The organism is Corynebacterium coyleae, assembly GCF_030408635.1.
In the GTDB taxonomy this organism is placed as follows: domain Bacteria; phylum Actinomycetota; class Actinomycetes; order Mycobacteriales; family Mycobacteriaceae; genus Corynebacterium; species Corynebacterium coyleae.
In genome coordinates this window covers 2,421,286-2,439,915 of sequence record NZ_CP047198.1, presented here as the reverse complement: position 1 = coordinate 2,439,915, position 18,630 = coordinate 2,421,286, and the positions used below count along the sequence as shown (strand labels likewise).

Genomic DNA, 18,630 nt, shown 5'->3' with positions numbered 1-18,630 from the left:
CCGAAAGATAGTGAAAGATATCGGAACAATTCGCTGACCTGGGGAAATGGCTGTAGAAGCCTGTCCGCAAGCCCGCTATATCTTTTCTATATCTTTCAAATCCTAAAAACGGACCAGAAAACAATTCCCTGGGGAAATGGCGTTCGGGGCGGAGGTCGCAGATAAACAATGCCTGTTCACTACACTGCATAACCATGACTGAGGCGACCCCGCACCGCTATACGGCCGAGCTGGCCAATGAGATCGAGAAGAAGTGGCAGGCGTACTGGCGTGACAACCACACGTTTTACGCACCGAACCCGGTTGGTGATCTTGCTCCGCAAGCGTCGCAAGACCAGGTCGAGCTGCCCAAGGACAAGCTCAACGTTCAGGACATGTTCCCCTACCCATCGGGTGCGGGGCTGCACGTCGGCCACCCGCTGAGTTACATCGCGACGGATGTGTACGCGCGCTACAACCGCATGCTGGGCAAGAACGTGCTGCACACCCTGGGTTATGACGCGTTTGGTCTGCCGGCGGAGCAGTACGCCATCCAGACCGGCACCCACCCGCGCACGACCACTGAGGCGAACATTGCCAACATGCGCCGCCAGCTGGCCATGCTGGGCCTGGGCCACGACCCGCGCCGCTCCGTTGCCACCACGGACCCGGAGTTTTATCGCTGGACGCAGTGGATCTTCCTGCAGATCTACAACGCCTGGTTCGACGAGGAGCAGCAGAAGGCCCGCCCGATTGAGGACCTCGTGCGCGACCTCATGTCCGGCGCTCGCCAGACCAAGGACGGCCGCAACTTCCGCGACCTGACCACCGAGGAGAAGCACAAGGCTATCGACGAGTTCCGCCTCGTCTACCTCACCGACTCCATGGTCAACTGGTGCCCGGGCCTGGGCACCGTGCTGGCGAATGAGGAAGTCACCGCCGAGGGCCGTTCCGAGCGCGGCAACTACCCGGTCTTCCGTAAGCGCCTGCGCCAGTGGATGATGCGCATCACGGACTACTCCGACCGTCTGCTCGACGACCTTGACCTGCTCGAATGGCCGGAAAAGGTCAAGAGCATGCAGCGCAACTGGATCGGCCGCTCCCGCGGCGCAGAGGTCGTGTTCGAATCGCCCGCCGGCGACATCACCGTCTTCACCACCCGCCCCGACACCCTGTTCGGCGCGTCCTACGTGGTGCTCGCGCCCGAGCATTCGCTTGTCGACGACCTCGTGGCCGACTCCTACCCCACCGACGTCGACACCCGCTGGACCAACGGCGAAGCCACCCCGCGCGCAGCCGTCGACGCCTACCTGCGTTCCATCGCCGCCAAGTCCGATGTGGAACGCCAGGAGAACAAGGAAAAGACCGGCGTGTTTCTGGGCACCTACGCGGTCAACCCGGTCAACGGCGAGCAGGTCCCGATCTTCATCGCCGACTACGTGCTCACCGGCTACGGCACCGGCGCCATCATGGCGGTCCCGGCCCACGACGAGCGCGACTACGAGTTCGCCACCGTCTTCGGCCTGCCGATTACGCCTGTTCTCGACGGCGACGTCTCCGAAGCCGCCTTCACCGGCGACGCCACCCACATCAACTCCGCCAACGAATCCGGCCTGGACCTCGACGGTATGGGCAAGGAAGAGGCGATTGAAGCGGCCCTTGGGTGGGTCGTCGATAAGCAAAAGGGCTCCGAGAAAATCCAGTACAAACTGCGCGACTGGCTGTTTGCTCGCCAGCGCTACTGGGGCGAGCCATTCCCCATCGTGTACGACGAAAACGGCCAGGCGCACGGCCTGCCCGAAGACATGCTGCCGGTCGAATTGCCGCAGGTAGAGGACTACAACCCCGTCGCCTTCGACCCGGACGACGCCGACTCCGAACCCGCCCCGCCGTTGGCCAAGGCCACCGACTGGGTCGAAGTCGAACTGGACCTGGGCCACGGCAAGCAGAAGTACTGGCGCGACACCAACGTCATGCCACAGTGGGCCGGCTCGTCCTGGTACCAACTGCGCTACATCGACCCGACCAACACGGATGCACTGGTCGACATTGAAAACGAGCGCTACTGGACCGGCCCGCGCCCCGACGAGCACGGCGCCAACGACCCAGGCGGCGTTGACCTGTACGTCGGCGGCGTCGAACACGCCGTGCTGCACCTGCTGTACGCGCGCTTCTGGCACAAGGTGCTTTACGACCTCGGCTTTGTCACCTCCAAGGAGCCCTACCGCCGCCTGTTCAACCAGGGCTACATCCAGGCCTACGCCTACACCGACTCCCGCGGCGTCTACGTCCCCGCGGCCGAGGTCGAGGAGAAGGACGGCAAGTTCTTCTACCAGGGCGAAGAGGTCAACCGCGAGTACGGCAAGATGGGCAAGTCCCTGAAGAACTCTGTCGCACCCGACGAGGTTGTCGAGGACTACGGCGCTGACACCCTGCGCGTTTACGAAATGTCCATGGGCCCGCTCGACACCTCCCGCCCGTGGGCAACCAAGGACGTCGTCGGCGCACAACGCTTCCTGCAGCGCCTCTGGCGCCTGGTCGTGGATGAGGCCACCGGCGAGGTCACCGTGGTGGACGCTTCGTTGACGGAAGACGACCTCAAAGCCCTCCACCGCACCATCGCCGGCGTACGCGACGACTACGCCCACCTTCGCGACAACACCGTCGCCGCGAAGCTCATCGAGTACGTCAACTACCTGACCAAGACCTACCCGTCCGGCGCCCCTCGCGACGCCGTCGAGCCGCTGGTACAGATGGTCTCGCCGCTGGCCCCGCACATCGCCGAAGAACTCTGGTCCCTGCTCGGCCACCCCGAGACCATCACGTTCGAGCCGTTCCCGGAGTTCGCCGAGCAATGGCTTACCGACGACACCGTCGAGGTCCCCGTCCAAATCAACGGCAAAGTCAAGGCCCGCATCGACGTGGCCACCGACGCCTCTAAGGACGACCTCGAAGCCGCCGCCCTTGCCGACGACCGCGTCGCCGCCTTGGTGGACGGCAAGACCGTAGTCAAGGTGATCGCGATCCCGGGCCGCATGGTCAACCTCGTGGTCAAGTAGGGGTTCTGCTCGGGTTCTGCTCGGGTTCTGCTGCCCTACCCTTTCTCATACCCTTCCCAAAAAAGTTCCCCGGATTCGGTCGAACCGGGGAACTTTTTTGTGCCCTGCCCGATCTGTCCTGGGCGTAGTGAATTTTCTTAGCCCGCCGGACGAAGAAAGTTCCCCGCCCGGGAACTATTTTGCCGGTGATGCCCAAAATGCCCGGCCTGCCTCACCCCGGGCGCCCCGCCGCCTCACCCCGACCCGCGGGCCCGGCCCCACCGCCCCCACCGCCCCGTCCGGCTGACAGATCACGGCGGAATCTGTCAGGCGCCGGTAAACGTGCAGGTCAGAAAACGTTCCTGACAGATTTTGCAAAGTTTGTCAGGAGGCGGCCCGGGCAGCGCCAACGTTCCGGCCCGGCGTCCCACCGCGCAGGGTTGTTAAACTCGGCTGGGCAAAACTGATACTTATCCGATGAAGGAGCACATCAATGTCCACTCCGAACAATGACGGCTTCGAGCCGTATCCGCAGCATCCGCAAGGAAGCCACCCGGAGAACGACGGGGGTTACCCGAGCTACGACAGTTACGCCGACCCCGCCGACCAAGCCGGCAACTACCAAAACGGCTACAGCGACTACAGCGCGTTTGAGGTCAATTCGGCGGCGTCGATGGCGGGCAACACGGCGTTGCGGTTCCATGGCCAGCAGTTGACGGACAACGTTCCGGGCGATGGTGTGAGCCCGCACCCGATTAACGACCCGGCGAATAACGGCTGGTCGCATGTGAAGGGCACCGGCAAGCTGAACATTTTGGAGGCGATCGGCTGGGGCTTCAAGACCGTGTTTGGCAACCCGAAGCTGTGGTTGCCGCTTGGCGTGGTGTACCTGCTGCTGAGCGTGGCGGTGCAGTTTGTGCCGACGGTGGGCACCTGGATTCAGGTGGGCGGCACGACGGTGTTCGGCCCGTGGATGATTGGTGCGGCGTTGCAGGCGACGCTGGCGCGCAACCTGAACTTCGGGGATGTGAAGTCGCCGACGTTTGGTAAGACGCTGGGCATGTCGGTGTTGTTGTCGGTCATCGCCATGCTTGGCATGACGGTGCTGCTGACGGCGCTGGGCGTTGGTGCGTTTTCGGCGATCGATCCGACGATGATCCCGGAGAACCCGGAGGCGATCATGGATGACCCGGAGACGTTCTTTGCGGTGATGGGCCCGGTGATGGCGGCATTCGGCATTGGTTTGTTGGTGATGCTGCTGATCAGCCCGCTGTTTATGCTGCAGCCGTGGTTCGCGGGTGACAACAATGGCACGTTTGGCCAGGCGTTCACCGGTGGTTTCAAGGCGGGTGCGCGTAATTATGGCCGTCTGTTGGGCTTCGCGGTGTTGGCTGGTTTGATCAACCTCATTGGTGCGATCCCGTTTGGTCTTGGTTTGATTGTGACCCTGCCGGCGACGATGCTCGCGTTGGCGTACGCCTACCGGCAGATTTCGGCTGGTCCGGTGCCGAAGGAGCCTACAGCTTAACGACGACTCTCCCACCGCCCCGGCCCTCCAACAGGGCCTGGCCGGCTTCGATGACGCCATCCAATCCGATTGTTTCGGTGCGGATGGCGTTTGTGTTGAGGGAGGTGTCGAGGAGTGCCCAGGCTTCGTCGCGAAGGTCGTTGGGGGTGTCGACGGAGTTCACGCCGATGAGTTGGGTACCGCGCAGGATGAACGGCAGGACGGATGCGGGCAGGTCGTTGCCGGCGGCCATGCCGCATGCGGTGGCGACGCCGCCCCAGCGCAGTTGGGTCAGGGCGTTGGCCAGGATGTCGGAGCCGACGGTGTCGATCACGCCGCCGAGGCGCGCCTTCTGCAGTGGTTTGCCTTTGCCGGTGAAGTCGGCGCGGTCGAGGATTTCGGTGGCGCCGAGTTCGCGCAGCCAGGTGCTGTGTTCGTCGATACGCCCGGTGAGCGCCCAGACCTCGTGGCCGCGCTCCGCGAGCAGCGACACGGCGATGGAACCGACGCCGCCGGTCGCCCCGGTGACCAGGATGGGGCCGTCCACGGAGTAGGAGGCGCGCTCGAACGCCGCGACGGAGAGTGCCGCGGTGTAGCCGGCGGTGCCGATGGCGGCGGCATCGTCGGCGGTGAAGCGGGAGGGGATGCGGGTGATGTGGGTGTCGTCGATACGCACGTGCGGGGTGTAGCCGCCGTGACGACGCTCCCCCAGCCCACGGCCGTTCACCGTGACCAGCGTGCCGTCCTCGAGGGTGCCCACCGCGTCGATGCCGGGTACGCGGGGTAGTTCGCGCAGGACACCGCGGTTGCCGGACAGTGCCATCGCGTCTTTGTAGTTCAGCGACGAGTGCGTGACGTTGATCAGCGTGTCGCCTTCACCGGCGTATTCGTCGCGGGTTTCTACGATCTGGGGGCCATTGTCAGTAACCAGCAAGGTGCTATTCATGGTCGCCAGCCTAACGTGCGTCTACCGTGGGGCGGGTGAATACGACCAGAAGTAGACCGGCAACGGTCGTCGCGGCAGTGGTGACTGTCGTTGTCGTGCTTGCGTTTACGGTGGGTAAGGCGTTCGTGTCGATCCCGGGAGTGTGGGCGGCGGAGTCGCACCAGATCAGTCAGATCCGGCTGAATCCGTTGCAGACGTTCACGTATGCGCGGGTGTGGTGGGGTCCGTGGCTGAACTTGTTTGGCAACATTGCGCTGTTCATTCCGGTGGGCTTTGTGGCGTATCGGGGCTCGATCGTGAGGGCGCTCGCGGCAGGCACGCTGTTCAGCCTGGGCATCGAGACGGCGCAGTATCTGGGCGGGTGGGGGTTTAGCGATACTGACGATGTCATCTGCAACGCGGCGGGTGCGTTGTTGGGGGCGGTGTGGGCGAGGGTGTCGTCGCAAAGCAATACTGCGTTGTGGGTGATCGCGGCGGTTGGGGTGGTTCTCCTGACGGTATATGCGGCGCTAGGGTTGAGCGCATGAGTGAGCGTGGTTGGTTTACCCGGCGGGTGTTTCCGGATGGCAGCGAGCCGGATCCGCGTTTCACCTTGGCTAACGAGCGCACGTTTCTCGCGTGGACGCGTACTGCGCTTGCGTTTTTGGCGGGCGGTATTGCGCTGGAGGCCTTTGAGCTTCCGCGTATCGACGACACCGTGCGCTCCCTTGCCGCCGCCACCATCATCGTGATCTCAATGGCTATTTCCGCAGGTGCGGCGGTGCGTTGGGTACGGATCGAACGCGCCTTGCGCCACGGCAAACCCATCCCAGCGCCAGCGATCGTGCCGATTCTGGGCATCGGTGTGTTCGTCGCCGCGGTGGTGGTCGGGGTGAGCCTGCTGTGAGCATCGTCGTTGCGGACCCCGGCCTGCAGCCGGAGCGCACCGCGATGAGCTGGACGCGCACCGGGCTGGCGATGCTGGTGTGCGCGGCGACGCTGCTGCGCTGGGCGGATGCTTACCCGGAACTGATCATGTTTGCGGCGTGCGCGCTCACGCTCGGCGCGGTGGCGATCGGGCTGCTGAACCGCCGGCTGTACAGGCGCGACGCATTTGCTCTTGCCGACGAGCGCAGCGCCCCGAACACCGCCCCCATCGCCATTCTCACCGCGATGATGCTGGGCATTGCCGTGGTGGGGCTCTACCTGGTGCTCGCCTGAGTTAACCGGGCGGGGCCAACCAGGCGGGGTCTAGACCTAGCCTTCGTAGTAGGCGCGGTGGAGGTGCATCATGGCGCGGCCTTCGTCGGAAAGCCCGGAGCGGCCCGGTTCGTACTCTTCGACGACGCAGAAGCCGTAAAGCCACGGGATGTAGTCGTCGATGTCGGGGTTGGGCTGGGGCTCGCCGATGAACCAGTCGACGGTGGCGCGCCACAGGTCTGCGCCCATGACGGATTCGAAGAAGCGGCGCAGGTTGTCGGCGTTGGCGGCGACGGCGTCGTCGCTGCTGAGGAAGGTCAGGCCCGCTTTGGTGGGGGTGAGGATTTCGTGGCGCTTTTTTAACAGGCCGGCGTCGAGAAGAAAACCGACGACGGTACCCGGGAACGGCAGCGCTGTGATGTCGCGGATCTCGCGGGATACCTCGGGGGTTAGCTCGCCATTGTTGTAGGGCACGCTGGCGATGAACAGGCTGATCAGGTCGCCGAACACCAAGGTCAGGGAGTTGGGGGCTTCGAGGTCATCGGTGTCGTCGAGAAGCCCTTCGAGCCCTTCGAGCCCTGGCAGGCCGGCGAAGCCGGGCAGGCTGGCCAGTTCGGCGAGTTCGGGGAAATCGGTGCCTTCGCCGAGGACGGAGTTGAAGAAGTCGGTCACGGCCGAGATCATCGCCGGGTTGCGCTCCGGGTGGGGGTCCACGTCCAGGATTTCGCGCAGGCCGGGCTGGGAGTTGATGAAGTTGTCAAAGCGCTCCGCCAGGCCTAGACCCTCGGATTCGGCGGCGGCCATCTCGTCGAAAAACTGCTCCTCGGCGACGTTGGCCATGCGGGAGGCGACCGTGACCGGGTCGGCGAAGGTCAGCCGGTCCAGCATGCGCTCCGGCGGCATGACCGGCAGGAAGCTAAACAGCAAGGTGACGGTGTCCACGTCGGGTTCGATACCGGCGGCGAGCAGGCGGGCCTGGCGGCGGAACTCGGTCATCATGGCGGGGCCGTTGCAGGCTTCGATGACGTCGGGGCCGGCGGCGTCGACAAGCATCGGCGTTGGCGCATCGATGTGGGAGGGGCCGAGGACTTCGACGTGGATGGACCAGTCGGCCGCCGCGTCGTAAATGTAGGTCATCGGCTCCATCTCAGCGACCGTGATGGTGTCTTCGTGCTGCTCACCCGCACCGGGGCTTTCGGCGTACACCTCACGTTGCGTGCCGTGCTTGCCCACGAACAGGTGCGAGGACGCGCCGGAGAACCCGAGGGATGCGTCGATGACCTCGGCGAGCGCGCCGAGCGTCATGTCGGGGTCAACGTTGAAGCAACGTGAGATTTCCGGCGAAGAGTCTTCGACGGTGATCAGCACTGAGACAGTCATACCGGAAACAATACGGACTTTTGCTACACGACGAACAACAGCGCGCACACCACCGACGTGACCATGCCCGCTGCCAACGGCACGAGGGTGCGGCGCACCACGTCAACCGGGTTCACGTTCAGTGCGCCAGCGACGATGAGCACCGCAGCGTTGACCGGGGAAGCCTGGCGCATGGTGTTGGAGGCGGCCCAAATGGAGGTGAGCATCTGCGGGGCGGACACGGCGGAGTCGGCCGCGATGCCCGGCACCATTTCGGAGAACGCGAAGTACGGGGCCACGCCGGAACCGGTGAGCATTGCCATGACAGAGGTGGCGATGACGAACACCAGCACCATCAGGATCGCAGCACCCGAGGACGCCTGGGCGAGGCTGGTCAGGCCCTCAATGACGCCCATCTGGGTGATGCCTTCCACCAGGATGGCGGCGGCGACGATGAGGGACACCACGCCTGCGGCGCCCTCGCCGAGGCCTTTGAAGAAGTCCTGGAGGGAATCCGCGGCGTAGTTCACGTCGCGCAGGCGGATGGCCTCGATGATCATGGTCAGCATGAGCGACACGACGGTCACGGGGAGAATGCCGGCCTCGAAACCGACGATGTCCAGGCGGTTCAGGATTGCGGAGACGATGATCAGCAGCAGCGGCATCAGCGGCAAGATGGAGTAGAAGCCCGGCAGGCCCTCGGCGCGCTCCATGGCTTCGTGGATGCGTCGATCCGACTCTTGGTGCTTCGCGGCCTCCAGGTCGGCCTCGCCTGCGGCGGCACCGGCTTTGACCAGGTCCTTCTTGTCGCAGCGGTGCTGCCACCACATGTGCACAAACGCGATGACGATCAGGCCCGGGATGGTGGCCTTAGCCACGTTGCCGAAGGTGAACTCGGTGACCGTCATGCCGGTCAGGTCAGCGGCCTGAATCAGGCCCGCCTCCAGCGGGGACGGGGCAATAGTGGAGGCCGTAGCGACGATCGCACCCACCGTCAGCGGAGTCAGCCCCGCAGCGATCAACGCCGGCATGAGCGTGGCCACGAGCAACAGCGCCAACGCACTGGCAGAGGGCACCACGAACGACAGCAGCGTCGCCACCAAGTAGCCGATGGGTACGAGCCAGTAGGAGCCGTTGAAGCGACGCAGCGGGCTAGACAGTGCCACTACGGTCTTTGCGTCGGCGCCGATGTGGCGCATGTAGCCGACGAAACCGAACAGCACCATAATTGCCATGCCGGTGCCGGCGAAACGGGACTTGAACAGGGCCTCGATGATGAGCAACTCGTCGTAGAACGCGTTGCCGGAAGATTCGAACTCGGTTGAGGCGTAGTCGATGCGGCCGGTTGCGGCGGCGATCATGAGCAGCAGCACACCCACCGCGAAGATGGCGGATGCGGCGTGGACTTTTTTGTAAATGAAGTAGCCGACGGCAGCGACGGCCAAGACAGCAATCAGAATATATAGCACTATCCGATTATTGCGCTGTTACCGCATGTCTGCACGGTAAGTGGTCTATATGTGGGCAAGATCTCCCCGGTTCGTGTTACTCGGGAAGACCACCCAACACCAGCACGTGGGTGAAATGCTCGGAACGGTTCTCCAAACCGAGCGTGCGCTCACCCGGACCAATGAGCATGTGGGAGTGAGAGACCACCGAGGAGCGGTTGACCTCGATATCGCCGTCGCAGGCAATGATGGCGTACTCGAAGTCAGGGTTGAGCGTCATCGCAAGTTCAGCGTCCGTGGCAAGCGTCATCTGCGCTGCGACACACGGCGTGAGCGTCTCAATTTCTCCTTTGCGGCCGAACATTTCACCGATGAACACGTACGCCTCGCCGGCGGTTCGAGTGGTCACGGTACGCAGCGGAAACGCCTCAGGTTCGGCGATTTGCTGGCGGGCGGGCAACGCATCTGCCTCGATGAACATCTGCCCTTGAGGGCGGTCCAAATCGTCGCCGGTACGCAGCGAGCCGTTATGGCGCCAGGTCAGGCTGGCCAAGCCAACTGGCGCGTCATGCGGGCCGCTGAGCCCCAGTAAGCAGGTACTGGCGCGCCAGGGCCCAGTATGCAGCTCGATGAAAGTCATACGGGACACACTAGATGATGCGACGCTGCCGAGCTTGCTCTACGGCAGCTGTTCTGTTGTCCACGCCCAACTTTGAATAGATGTGGATCAGGTGGGTTTTCACCGTGGCTTGGGAGATGAAGAGCTGTTCGGCGATCTCCCGGTTCGACGCGCCCGTCTGCAGTGCGCGAAGCAGTTCGATCTCGCGGGCGGACAGAGCCTCGTCGGGGTTGACCAGACGGTCTGCCAGCACATTCGCCACTTGCGGAGAGAGCACGCGCTTGCGTTTCGACGCCTGCACCACCGCGTCATGCAATTCATCCTCCGGCGCGTCTTTGAGCAGGTAGCCCATCGCACCGGCCTCCACCGCGGCGACCACGTCGGCCTGTGTGTCGTAGGTGGTCAGGATGAGCACCGGCGGCCCGCCCGCCTTGACCAAACGGCGGGTCAGGTCGATTCCGGACGCGCCGGGCATCTGAATGTCGGAGACCACCACGTCCACGTCTCCCGGCACCTCAGCATCGCCGTCGGCGGCCTCAGCCACCACTTCCATGTCGCCGAACGAGTTGAGAACGGCGCGTAGGCCGGCGCGGACGACCGGGTGGTCGTCGATAAGCATTACGCGCAGCGTCATTGCTCCTCCACAGGCAGTGTCGCGGCGAGGACGTTGCCCTCCACCGAAAGTTCCCCACCGATCTCCTCCACGCGGGCGCGCAGGCCCTTGAGCCCGTAGCCCTCCTTGCCGGAGATGCCGCGGCCGTTGTCAAAGACGTCGATGGTTGCGGTCGCGCCCAGCTTATCCACCGTGATCACCGCCTTAGATGCGCCCGCGTGGCGCACGATGTTGCTTAAGCCCTCGCGCACCATGCGCTCAGCTACCGACGCCGCCGGCTCCGGCAAATCCACCGCATTGACCTGCACCTCCAGTGGCTCGCCGAGCGCGCGCTGACGGTCCGACGCTGCCCGGGCAAGCCGCTCCAGCCGCACCGGCAACGCCACACGCTGGAGTTTGTCTTCAACCGAGACCGTGTCCGCCGAATTGATTTTGACGAAGCGGCGCGCCTCCGCCAGGTTGTCCGCCGCCGTCGAGCGAATCACGTCCAGGGTCTCGCGCGCCGCGGCGTCGTCGCCGAGCTGCTTATCCAGCGCGCGGCCGAGCAGCACGATCGAACTGAGCCCCTGCGCCATCGTGTCGTGCACCTCGCGCGCCAGGCGCGCTCGCTCCTGTGCCACGCCCGCCGCATGCTCCGCCGCGGCGCGCTCCCGCTGGGCCGAGCGCAGGTCATCGGCCATCTGCTTGTAGTGGTCCGCCTCCGCGCGCAGCGCCCGGTACGCGTGCACGATGAACACCGCGAGCACCGTGCCTATCGACGGCCCCACCACCGCACCGATATTTCCACCAGCACCCGACCCCACACCAGAGCCCACACCAGGCCCGGCCACTGCCCACAGGGACACACACAGCAAGCCGGCCGCGGCCAGCAGCTCCCACCAGCGCGGCAGGATCACACACGCCAACATGACCAGCGGAAACTCCAGCCACACGAAGTCCGCGGAAACCTGCACCAGCCCCACCCACAGCGCGGCCACGACCGCCAGCCACGCGTACGGCGCCCAACTTGGATAGGCCCGGCCCTCGTAGTGCCACACCGTGCCCGCCATGTACACAGCGGCGAAGACGGTGGAGAGAACGAGGCCGGGCAGGGGGTCGTCGATACGCAATTGCCCCATAAGACCCACCGCAAGCAATACGGCGACCAGCACGTGCAAGCTCACGCGCAACAAATCCAGAATCCGGGTCGTGGACAACATAGGACTGAGCGTAGATCAACCGATCGGTTGATTGGGATTTCAACCGCCCGCCCGATGTGGAACAGTGCAGGTCAAAGCCATAATCGGAGTCATGTTCGTAGGTTTGAGAGAAATGAAGTCGGCCAAGGGGCGCTTCGGGCTGATCGTGGGCACGGTCACCCTGATCACCCTGCTGGTGGTTGTGCTGACCGGCCTGACCGCAGGCTTGGGCAAGCAGAACACCTCAGCACTTGAAGCGCTCGAGCCGGAATCCGTTGTCTTCCAGGACCCGGAAGACCTGTCGTTTACCACCTCGCGTGTGGAGGCTCGCGACGGCATGACCCCGCTTGGCACCAGCCAAATGCTGCTGACCAAGGCAAACGGCGAAGACGCCGCAGTGTCCATCCTGTCCCTGCCGGAAGGCACCGTGCTGCCGGGCGGCCAGACGCTGGGCAAGGACGCGGTTGCCGCGCCGGGCCTTGAACTCAAGCAGGGCGAGGAGATCACCGTCGCCGGCAAGGCCATCACCGTCGGCGCGATTGGCGAGGACCTTGCGTTCTCCCACTCCCCTGTCCTGTGGGTGCCCACGGACTTTTGGAAAGAGATCATGCACACCGACGCCGACGGCACCGTGCTGCTCGCCGACCACGAGGTCGACGGCGGTGTGTCGTTGAAGGAGTCCTTCGAGGGCCTGCCCGCGTACTCCTCTGAGCAGGGCTCCCTGAAGCTCATCCAGGGCTTCCTCTACGCCATCGCCGCGCTGGTGATCGTCGCGTTCCTCACGGTGTGGACGATGCAGCGCGGCCGCGACCTAGCCATCCTGAAGGCCATCGGCGCATCGAACAAGTACCTGCTCAAGGACGCACTCGGCCAGTCCGCGGTGCTGCTCGGTGCAGGTGCGCTGATCGGAGGCGTGGTCGCCTTCGGCCTCGGGCTGGCGATGCAGGGCGCTGCACCGTTCTCCCTGTCGGCGCTCACCGCCGTCGCCCCGCCAGTTGCCATCTGGGCGCTCGGCATGGTCGGCGCGCTGATTGCCACCCGCTCCATTACAAAAGTTAACCCGCAGCAGGCCCTTGGAGGTGCCGCATAATGCTTGAACTGAAAAATGTCACCGTCGCCTTCCAGGACGGCCAGGAAATGCGAACCGTGCTGGACAACATGAGCTTCACCGCCAAGCCCGGCGAGCTGACCTTCATTGTTGGCGAGTCCGGCTCCGGCAAATCCACCATGCTGTCTGTCGCCGCGGGCCTGATCGCACCGGATTCCGGCACCGCCACCCTCAACGGCGTTGAGGTGAACAATGATGTGCGCCGCGACAAGATCGGCATGATCTTCCAGCAGGCCAACCTGATCGCCGCGCTCAACGTTCGCGACCAGCTGCTGGTCACCGACGACATCCGCGGGATCAAGCCGCGCCCCGACCGTGCCGACGAGCTCCTGGCCAAGGTCGGCCTCGAGGGTCTTGGCGATCGCCGTATGGGCGAGCTCTCCGGCGGTCAGCGCCAGCGCGTCGGCATCGCCCGTGCGTTGATGGGTGAGCCAGAGCTTTTGCTTGCCGACGAGCCCACCGCCGCCCTCGACCACGACCGCTCCCAAGAGATTGTGAAATTGCTGCGTGACCTGGTTGAAGAGCGCAACATCGCCTGCGGGTTTGTCACCCACGACCGCTCGCTGATCAATCCGCGCGACGAGGTCTTCGAGGTTGGCGTCAACGCACGCACCCCGGTCTACGCATAAGACTGCGCTTATATGTCTGGGGTTTGTATGTCTGGTGCTTCAATCGCTGGCGCTAGCGCAGGAGTGTGCGCGACCACAGCGCCAGCACCGCAAACGCCAGGGCACCGAGCACACCGGTAGAGATCAGGGTGCCGGACAAGTAGCCCGCATCCACCACCGCAGCACCAACCGCGGAACCGGATGCGATACCGACCTGGAACGTGACCACGTACACCGAACTTGCCAGGTCCTGGTTGCGCTGGCCTGCGTGCAAGAAGATGGTGGTGGCCACCGTGGGCAGCGCACCGGCGGCCATGCCGAACACGGCGATCACCGCGAACATGCCTAGGCCGCTTCCGGCACCGAGCGCGAGCAAACCTGCGATGGCGGACACCACCATCACGGCAGCGGCCAGGGCATTGAGCCGGATCATTCGGCTATCCACCCTCCGGCCGGCGATCGTGATGCCGACCAAGCCCGCGATGCCGTACAGGGACACGCCGAACGGCACATACGCGTGGCCGGCGGTGCCCTCCACCAGCAGCGCCAAGTACGTAAAGGTGGAGAAGATACCCGTCACCGCGAGCAGCACGTACACCACAAGCGAAGGGATGGCGGACTTCGTCTTCGTCACCTTCGCCCTGTTCGTCGGTGGCACCGCCGGCAGGCTTGGCAGGGTAGCGATCAGGGTGACCAGTGCGCCGATCGTCGCTACGCCAAGCACCCACGTGGACGCCCGCCAGCCGATCATCGTGCCCAACGCAGTGGTCAGCGGCGAGCCAGCAACCAGCGACAAGGTAGAGCCGATGGACACCGCGGCCACCGCCTTACCTGTCTGCCCGGCAGGTGCGATGCGCGCTGCCATCGGGTTGACCAGCGACCAGAACACGCCGTGTGTAAACGCTGCGGTGACGCGCCCGGCGACCAGCATCCAGTAGTTGCTCGCCGTTGCTTGCAGCACGATCCCGCCGAGGAGAAACACCAGAGTGGCGATAAGCAGCGGACGCCTATTGACGCTGCGCGTGAAGTGGATCAGCGGGATGGTCACCACTGCGACCAAGCCCGCATAGACGCTCATGAGGAGGCCAATTTGGCCTTCGGAGACGCCGAGGTCTCGCGCCATCGGGGAGATGAGCCCCACCGAGAACATCTCGAAAGTGACATAAACAAAGGCGGCGAAACTCATCGCCGCCAGTGGTACGAAGGGGAATTGGCCCGGGGTTTTCTGGGGGGTTTTCGCGGTGTTGGACACCGCGCCAAATTACGCCTATCGCCCGCCCATGACAAATGCTGCCCCAGCGCCACCAATGATTGTCAACAGAGCGACGACGATGCCGATGATCGCACCGACAGGCATCGACGCTTGTGGTTCGTTCTTCTGGCGCTCAACCGAGGTGGAGAAGTCAACGCTGATGTTGGTGGTGGTCTTCGACTCAGTCGGTGTGGACGGCTCTGTGGTCTTGCCAGGCTTGTCCTTGCCGCGCTGTACCGGTGGCACGTCGTACGGAGTGGTCGGCTTGGGAGCGACGGGCAGAGTGACCGAGCCGCCACCATTGGCGCAGGCCTCGCGTGCCTTCTTGAAGGCATCGCGGAACTGTGCCGCATTGACCGAGCCGATGGCTTCCTTGGACGAGGCGTGCGCGTTTACCCACTTTTTGCGCTGGTCTGCCGGCATGTCTGCCAGAGCGCCCTCGAGAAGCCTGTCGCTAATTTCCTGTGGGAAAGCGGGGTAAATGTCGCGTGGGTCAGTGGCGCTGATGGTGCCACTTTCAAGGGCGTCATCCACAACGCGCCAGAACTCAACATGATCCAGCGCCAGTCCGTCTTCACTGGATACCAGCACGCTGTTAATGATTTCGGTGAAGTACCACTTTGCGCCTGCCGGATCTACATTTGCGGCAGTAGCGATGCGGTCTTCCCAACGGGCGGTTTCAGCGTTGCGGTTGGCATGGAACTGCCTGAAGTATGGGCCGTTGAATGCTTCGAGGAATTCTTGTGCGATGGGCGCAGCTTCCGGGAACGCTACCTCGAAGGCGTTGGTCCACTGCTGTTTTTGCTGCGCTTGGGGGCTCCTAAGGTCTCGCGGCAATGCTGCGGCGAAATCCTTTTCTGCAATGCTCATTTGCAATGAGCACACGCCGTTAATGGGCTTGCCTACAGTGGCCGCGTCGGCGGAGGGCACGGCAGTGACAGCAGCTGCTGTAGTAGCTGTCAGGGCAAGCGCTGCGATCCTCCGTTTATTTAACACATAAGTAAGCGTAGCGCAGATGTCCAACTATTCACCCTTCGTGAGTAGGGTGACCTGCGTCTCAAGTACGGGCCAGTCCGTGCTTAATTAACGTACGTGCTGGTTGGAGAAAGCTGAGTTAGTGCTACTCAGGAAACTCTCATGTAACGAAAAGGTGAATGTATCCCCGAAAAGGGCTATTTTTCCACGTCAAGGCCTAAATAACACCTATGTAATTTTGTCGAAGCGTGCTTACCTGCGACGGTGTGCGCCAAAAGAATCGGCGATCCGAGCCGCAATATCGCGGGCAAACGGGCTCACCCCTCGAATCGTTCCGGCACCCGGTCCGTTGATGTTGTCAAACCCCAACACGTACAAACCAGGCGTGTCCCGGGGCAGCCCGCGGATAGGCCCGAGGGCCGGACGAAACCCGGTTGCCCAGATGATCACGTCGGCGTTCACCTCGTCGAGCGAACCCACCATCGGACGCGCCTGAAGCAGGCCGGCGTCGCGCGCTCGGCGCACCTCCGGTACGACGACGATCTCTCCGCCGAAGTCCACCCCGCCCGGATCTGGCTCCCCCTTCGCAATCGCAGTGAGGCGCTCACGATTGCGGCGAAACAGCGTGGAACCGTCCACGTCGTCCGGCATGAAACCCGGTGCAGAACGTGTCAGCCACTGCGCCTCCACCCCATTGAGCACGAGGTCTGCTGTGATCTGCGCACCCGAGTTACCGCCACCGACGACCGCGACGCGCTGGCCTGCGAAATCTCCCGGTCGCGTGTAGTGCGCCGAGTGCAACTGCCTGCCCGAGAACTCACCCGGCACAAACGGCACGAACGGCGCAGACCAGATCCCGGTTGCAACCACCACGTTGCGGGCGTGGAGGTTTTGGGGGCGGATGGTGAAGCCAGTGTCGTCGATAAGCACACGCTCCACACGCTGCCCACGGCGAATGGGAAGGTCGTAGCGGGCCTCGTAGCGCGTTAAATAATCGACGACATGATCACGCGGCGGATACCCATCACACGCCGGCATCGGCCAACCCGGCAGGTTGGAAAACTCCGCGCGCGAAAACAGCGTCAGCGAGTCCCAGTAGTTCGGCCACGCCCCACCGGGAGCGTCGGCGGCGTCCAGAACCGTGAAGTTCACGCCGTATCTGCGCAGGTAGTACGACACGGCAAGGCCAGACTGGCCACCGCCGATCACGACCGCATCAAGCATCATTTCGCATCTTCGCGGTTGCGGGACGGATGAACTCGGCGATCCGGCTCGCTGGCGCCGTCGCGTCACCGAATGCAGTGGCAGCAGCCAGTTTCGCAGCCAAAGCGTGCACGGCCACCGCGCCGGCGAGTGCGACCTCCTCCCATAGCCGCTTGGCATGCATAAGCGCCAGGTGCGCCCCCGCGATGCCCGCGAGCACATCGCCCGATCCCGGAGTCGCCGCCCAGGAATGCCCCGCGTCGATCGCGTACGCCGTGTACGGGTCGCCCTCGTGCGCAATCACCGTCACCCGCCCCTTGCGTACCACCGTGCACTGCAGCGCGGCGGCCAGGGCGATGGTCTCCGCCATGCGATCGCTCTCCCCCACGTTGGCCGCCTCGCGTAGGCGGGCGAACTCGCCGTCGTGCGGGGTCAGCACCGTCATCTGTTCGCGTTGGGCCACCAGTTCGCGCAGGTTGGGGTGTTGGGCGAGGAGGGTGAGCCCGTCGGCGTCGATAAGCACCGGCACCTCTTGGTCGAGCACCCACCGCAACTCCTCCGCCGCGGCCTCGTCAGTGCCCGCGCCCGGCCCGAACACCCACGCCTGCACCCTGCCAGCATCCTGGAGTGTGTGCGTAGCGACGACCTCCGGGTGCGCCCGCACCACCTCCACCGCCTGCGGGCCCGCATAGCGCACCATCGCCGGGGTGGCGTTCACCGCGCCCGCAGTAGACAGGATCGCTGCGCCGGGATACCCATCGCTGCCTGCGCGGATGCCGACCACACCGCCGGTGTACTTGTCGTCCTCAGGCCCTGACGCGATGTCTTGGAGCGGTGGCAGCCACAGGGTCTGTATCCCGTCGGGCCACTTCTGCTCGGTCCACTTCTGCTCCGGCAGCACCGCCCGGTTTGCAATCAACAGCGGCGGGCCATCCTCTGCCCACAAGGTGAGTTGGTCGCCGAGCGTTTCGTGCAGGCGCTTGCCCGGCAATCCGATGTCGGCGAGCAACTGCACCCCGCACGCTGGCGACAGCCCGTGGGCGCGGCGCCACCCGCCGAAGGTGACCGTCACATCGGCGTTGACGTGGCACTGCCCTGCCCAGCCGGTGTCGGCCTCCACACCGGTGGGCACGTCCACGGCCAGCACTTGGGCGTTGAGTGCGTTGGCTAACTCGACTGCGGGGCGAAGGTTCTCGCGTACCTCGCCGGTCGCGCCGATGCCCGTCATCGCATCGATAACCAGGGCATAGTCCTGCCATTGTTCCGGGAGGTCCTCCAGCACTACCCCGCCGGCTGCCGTGAACGCCTGCAGGGCACGCTCCTGCGCCGAGCCTGTGGGCAACACCGCATCCACCCGGTGGCCTGCCAGCAACAATTCCGCACCTGCGTAGAGGCCGTCTCCCCCGTTGCCGCCAGGGCCTGCAAGCACGAGCACCCGGGCGCGTGTCTCAGTAACCCCAGCGAGCATCACTTTGGCTACCTCCGCCACGGCGTGGGCCGCGGATTGCATCAACTGGTCCTCGAACTCCTGCGCCGCAAGCAGGGGTGCTTCCGCAGCTCGGATCTGGTCGGCGGTAAACGTGGAGGAAAACATGCCTGCCACCGTAGCGCTACCACC

The 18,630-nt window shown here is 64.3% G+C and carries 17 protein-coding genes; 7 read left to right on the top strand and 10 right to left on the bottom strand.

Annotated elements, in window-relative coordinates:
- The first annotated feature begins 194 nt into the window (after positions 1-194).
- Positions 195-3,038: a leucine--tRNA ligase gene (leuS, locus tag CCOY_RS11745; RefSeq protein ID WP_092100975.1), complete on the top strand. Its 2,844-nt coding sequence runs from the start codon at positions 195-197 to the stop codon at positions 3,036-3,038.
- A gap of 472 nt (positions 3,039-3,510) precedes the next feature.
- Positions 3,511-4,545, top strand: a complete 1,035-nt coding sequence (locus CCOY_RS11740; protein ID WP_092100973.1) for a DUF2189 domain-containing protein — start codon at positions 3,511-3,513, stop codon at positions 4,543-4,545.
- Here CCOY_RS11740 and CCOY_RS11735 read toward each other — a convergent pair.
- A complete protein-coding gene (locus CCOY_RS11735) occupies positions 4,535-5,470 on the bottom strand; it encodes an acrylyl-CoA reductase family protein (protein ID WP_092100971.1) in 936 nt (311 codons plus the stop codon). The two genes, CCOY_RS11740 and CCOY_RS11735, sit on opposite strands and share 11 nt — an antisense overlap.
- A 35-nt stretch (positions 5,471-5,505) precedes the next feature.
- On the opposite strand from CCOY_RS11735, the gene CCOY_RS11730 reads away from it, so the two are divergent.
- From CCOY_RS11730 to CCOY_RS11720, 3 genes are read left to right on the top strand one after another with little or no spacing between them, the layout of a single operon-like run.
- The gene (locus CCOY_RS11730) at positions 5,506-5,997 is read left to right on the top strand and encodes a VanZ family protein (protein WP_167594477.1); all 492 of its coding nucleotides are present in this window, start codon (positions 5,506-5,508) and stop codon (positions 5,995-5,997) included.
- Entirely contained in the window at positions 5,994-6,356 is a 363-nt protein-coding gene (locus tag CCOY_RS11725) for a YidH family protein (protein ID WP_092100967.1), read from the top strand. Before CCOY_RS11730 ends, CCOY_RS11725 begins: the two co-directional genes overlap by 4 nt.
- On the top strand, positions 6,353-6,670 hold the full coding sequence (locus tag CCOY_RS11720; RefSeq protein ID WP_070613699.1) for a DUF202 domain-containing protein: 318 nt from the start codon (positions 6,353-6,355) through the stop codon (positions 6,668-6,670). The genes CCOY_RS11725 and CCOY_RS11720 overlap by 4 nt, the downstream gene beginning before the upstream one ends.
- Positions 6,671-6,706: 36 nt before the next feature.
- Here CCOY_RS11720 and CCOY_RS11715 read toward each other — a convergent pair whose 3' ends face one another.
- The 5 genes from CCOY_RS11715 to CCOY_RS11695 form a co-directional block, all read right to left on the bottom strand.
- Positions 6,707-8,029, bottom strand: coding sequence for an IS1096 element passenger TnpR family protein (locus CCOY_RS11715; protein ID WP_092100965.1), 1,323 nt, complete (start codon positions 8,027-8,029; stop codon positions 6,707-6,709).
- 23 nt (positions 8,030-8,052) lie between these two features.
- Entirely contained in the window at positions 8,053-9,477 is a 1,425-nt protein-coding gene (gene dcuC, locus CCOY_RS11710; RefSeq protein WP_092100962.1) for a C4-dicarboxylate transporter DcuC, read from the bottom strand.
- A gap of 76 nt (positions 9,478-9,553) precedes the next feature.
- Entirely contained in the window at positions 9,554-10,096 is a 543-nt protein-coding gene (locus CCOY_RS11705; RefSeq protein WP_070484586.1) for a pirin-like C-terminal cupin domain-containing protein, read from the bottom strand.
- Positions 10,097-10,106: 10 nt separating this feature from the next.
- Positions 10,107-10,709: a response regulator gene (locus CCOY_RS11700; protein WP_092100960.1), complete on the bottom strand. Its 603-nt coding sequence runs from the start codon at positions 10,707-10,709 to the stop codon at positions 10,107-10,109.
- Complete coding sequence (locus CCOY_RS11695) at positions 10,706-11,887, bottom strand: sensor histidine kinase (RefSeq protein ID WP_092100958.1); 1,182 nt, start codon at positions 11,885-11,887, stop codon at positions 10,706-10,708. Before CCOY_RS11695 ends, CCOY_RS11700 begins: the two co-directional genes overlap by 4 nt.
- Before the next feature lie 112 nt (positions 11,888-11,999).
- Here CCOY_RS11695 and CCOY_RS11690 point away from each other — a divergent pair, with 112 nt between their 5' ends.
- Together CCOY_RS11690 and CCOY_RS11685 are read left to right on the top strand one after the other, a co-directional pair.
- On the top strand, positions 12,000-12,956 hold the full coding sequence (locus CCOY_RS11690) for an ABC transporter permease (RefSeq protein ID WP_425284106.1): 957 nt from the start codon (positions 12,000-12,002) through the stop codon (positions 12,954-12,956).
- Complete coding sequence (locus CCOY_RS11685; RefSeq protein WP_208856572.1) at positions 12,956-13,603, top strand: ABC transporter ATP-binding protein; 648 nt, start codon at positions 12,956-12,958, stop codon at positions 13,601-13,603. The genes CCOY_RS11690 and CCOY_RS11685 overlap by 1 nt, the downstream gene beginning before the upstream one ends.
- Positions 13,604-13,655: 52 nt before the next feature.
- On the opposite strand, the gene CCOY_RS11680 is transcribed toward CCOY_RS11685, so the two are convergent.
- The 4 genes from CCOY_RS11680 to CCOY_RS11665 all read right to left on the bottom strand — a co-directional run bounded on the left by CCOY_RS11680 (position 13,656) and on the right by CCOY_RS11665 (position 18,606).
- On the bottom strand, positions 13,656-14,768 hold the full coding sequence (locus tag CCOY_RS11680; protein ID WP_092102878.1) for an MFS transporter: 1,113 nt from the start codon (positions 14,766-14,768) through the stop codon (positions 13,656-13,658).
- A gap of 81 nt (positions 14,769-14,849) precedes the next feature.
- Positions 14,850-15,704 carry a hypothetical protein gene (locus CCOY_RS11675; protein ID WP_070771146.1) on the bottom strand — a complete coding sequence of 285 codons (855 nt, stop codon included), beginning with the start codon at positions 15,702-15,704 and terminating at the stop codon, positions 14,850-14,852.
- A 357-nt stretch (positions 15,705-16,061) separates the two neighbouring features.
- The gene (locus CCOY_RS11670) at positions 16,062-17,033 is read right to left on the bottom strand and encodes an NAD(P)-binding domain-containing protein (RefSeq protein WP_092102875.1); all 972 of its coding nucleotides are present in this window, start codon (positions 17,031-17,033) and stop codon (positions 16,062-16,064) included.
- On the bottom strand, positions 17,026-18,606 hold the full coding sequence (locus CCOY_RS11665; protein WP_092100952.1) for an NAD(P)H-hydrate epimerase: 1,581 nt from the start codon (positions 18,604-18,606) through the stop codon (positions 17,026-17,028). Before CCOY_RS11665 ends, CCOY_RS11670 begins: the two co-directional genes overlap by 8 nt.
- Between the last annotated feature and the right edge of the window lie 24 nt (positions 18,607-18,630).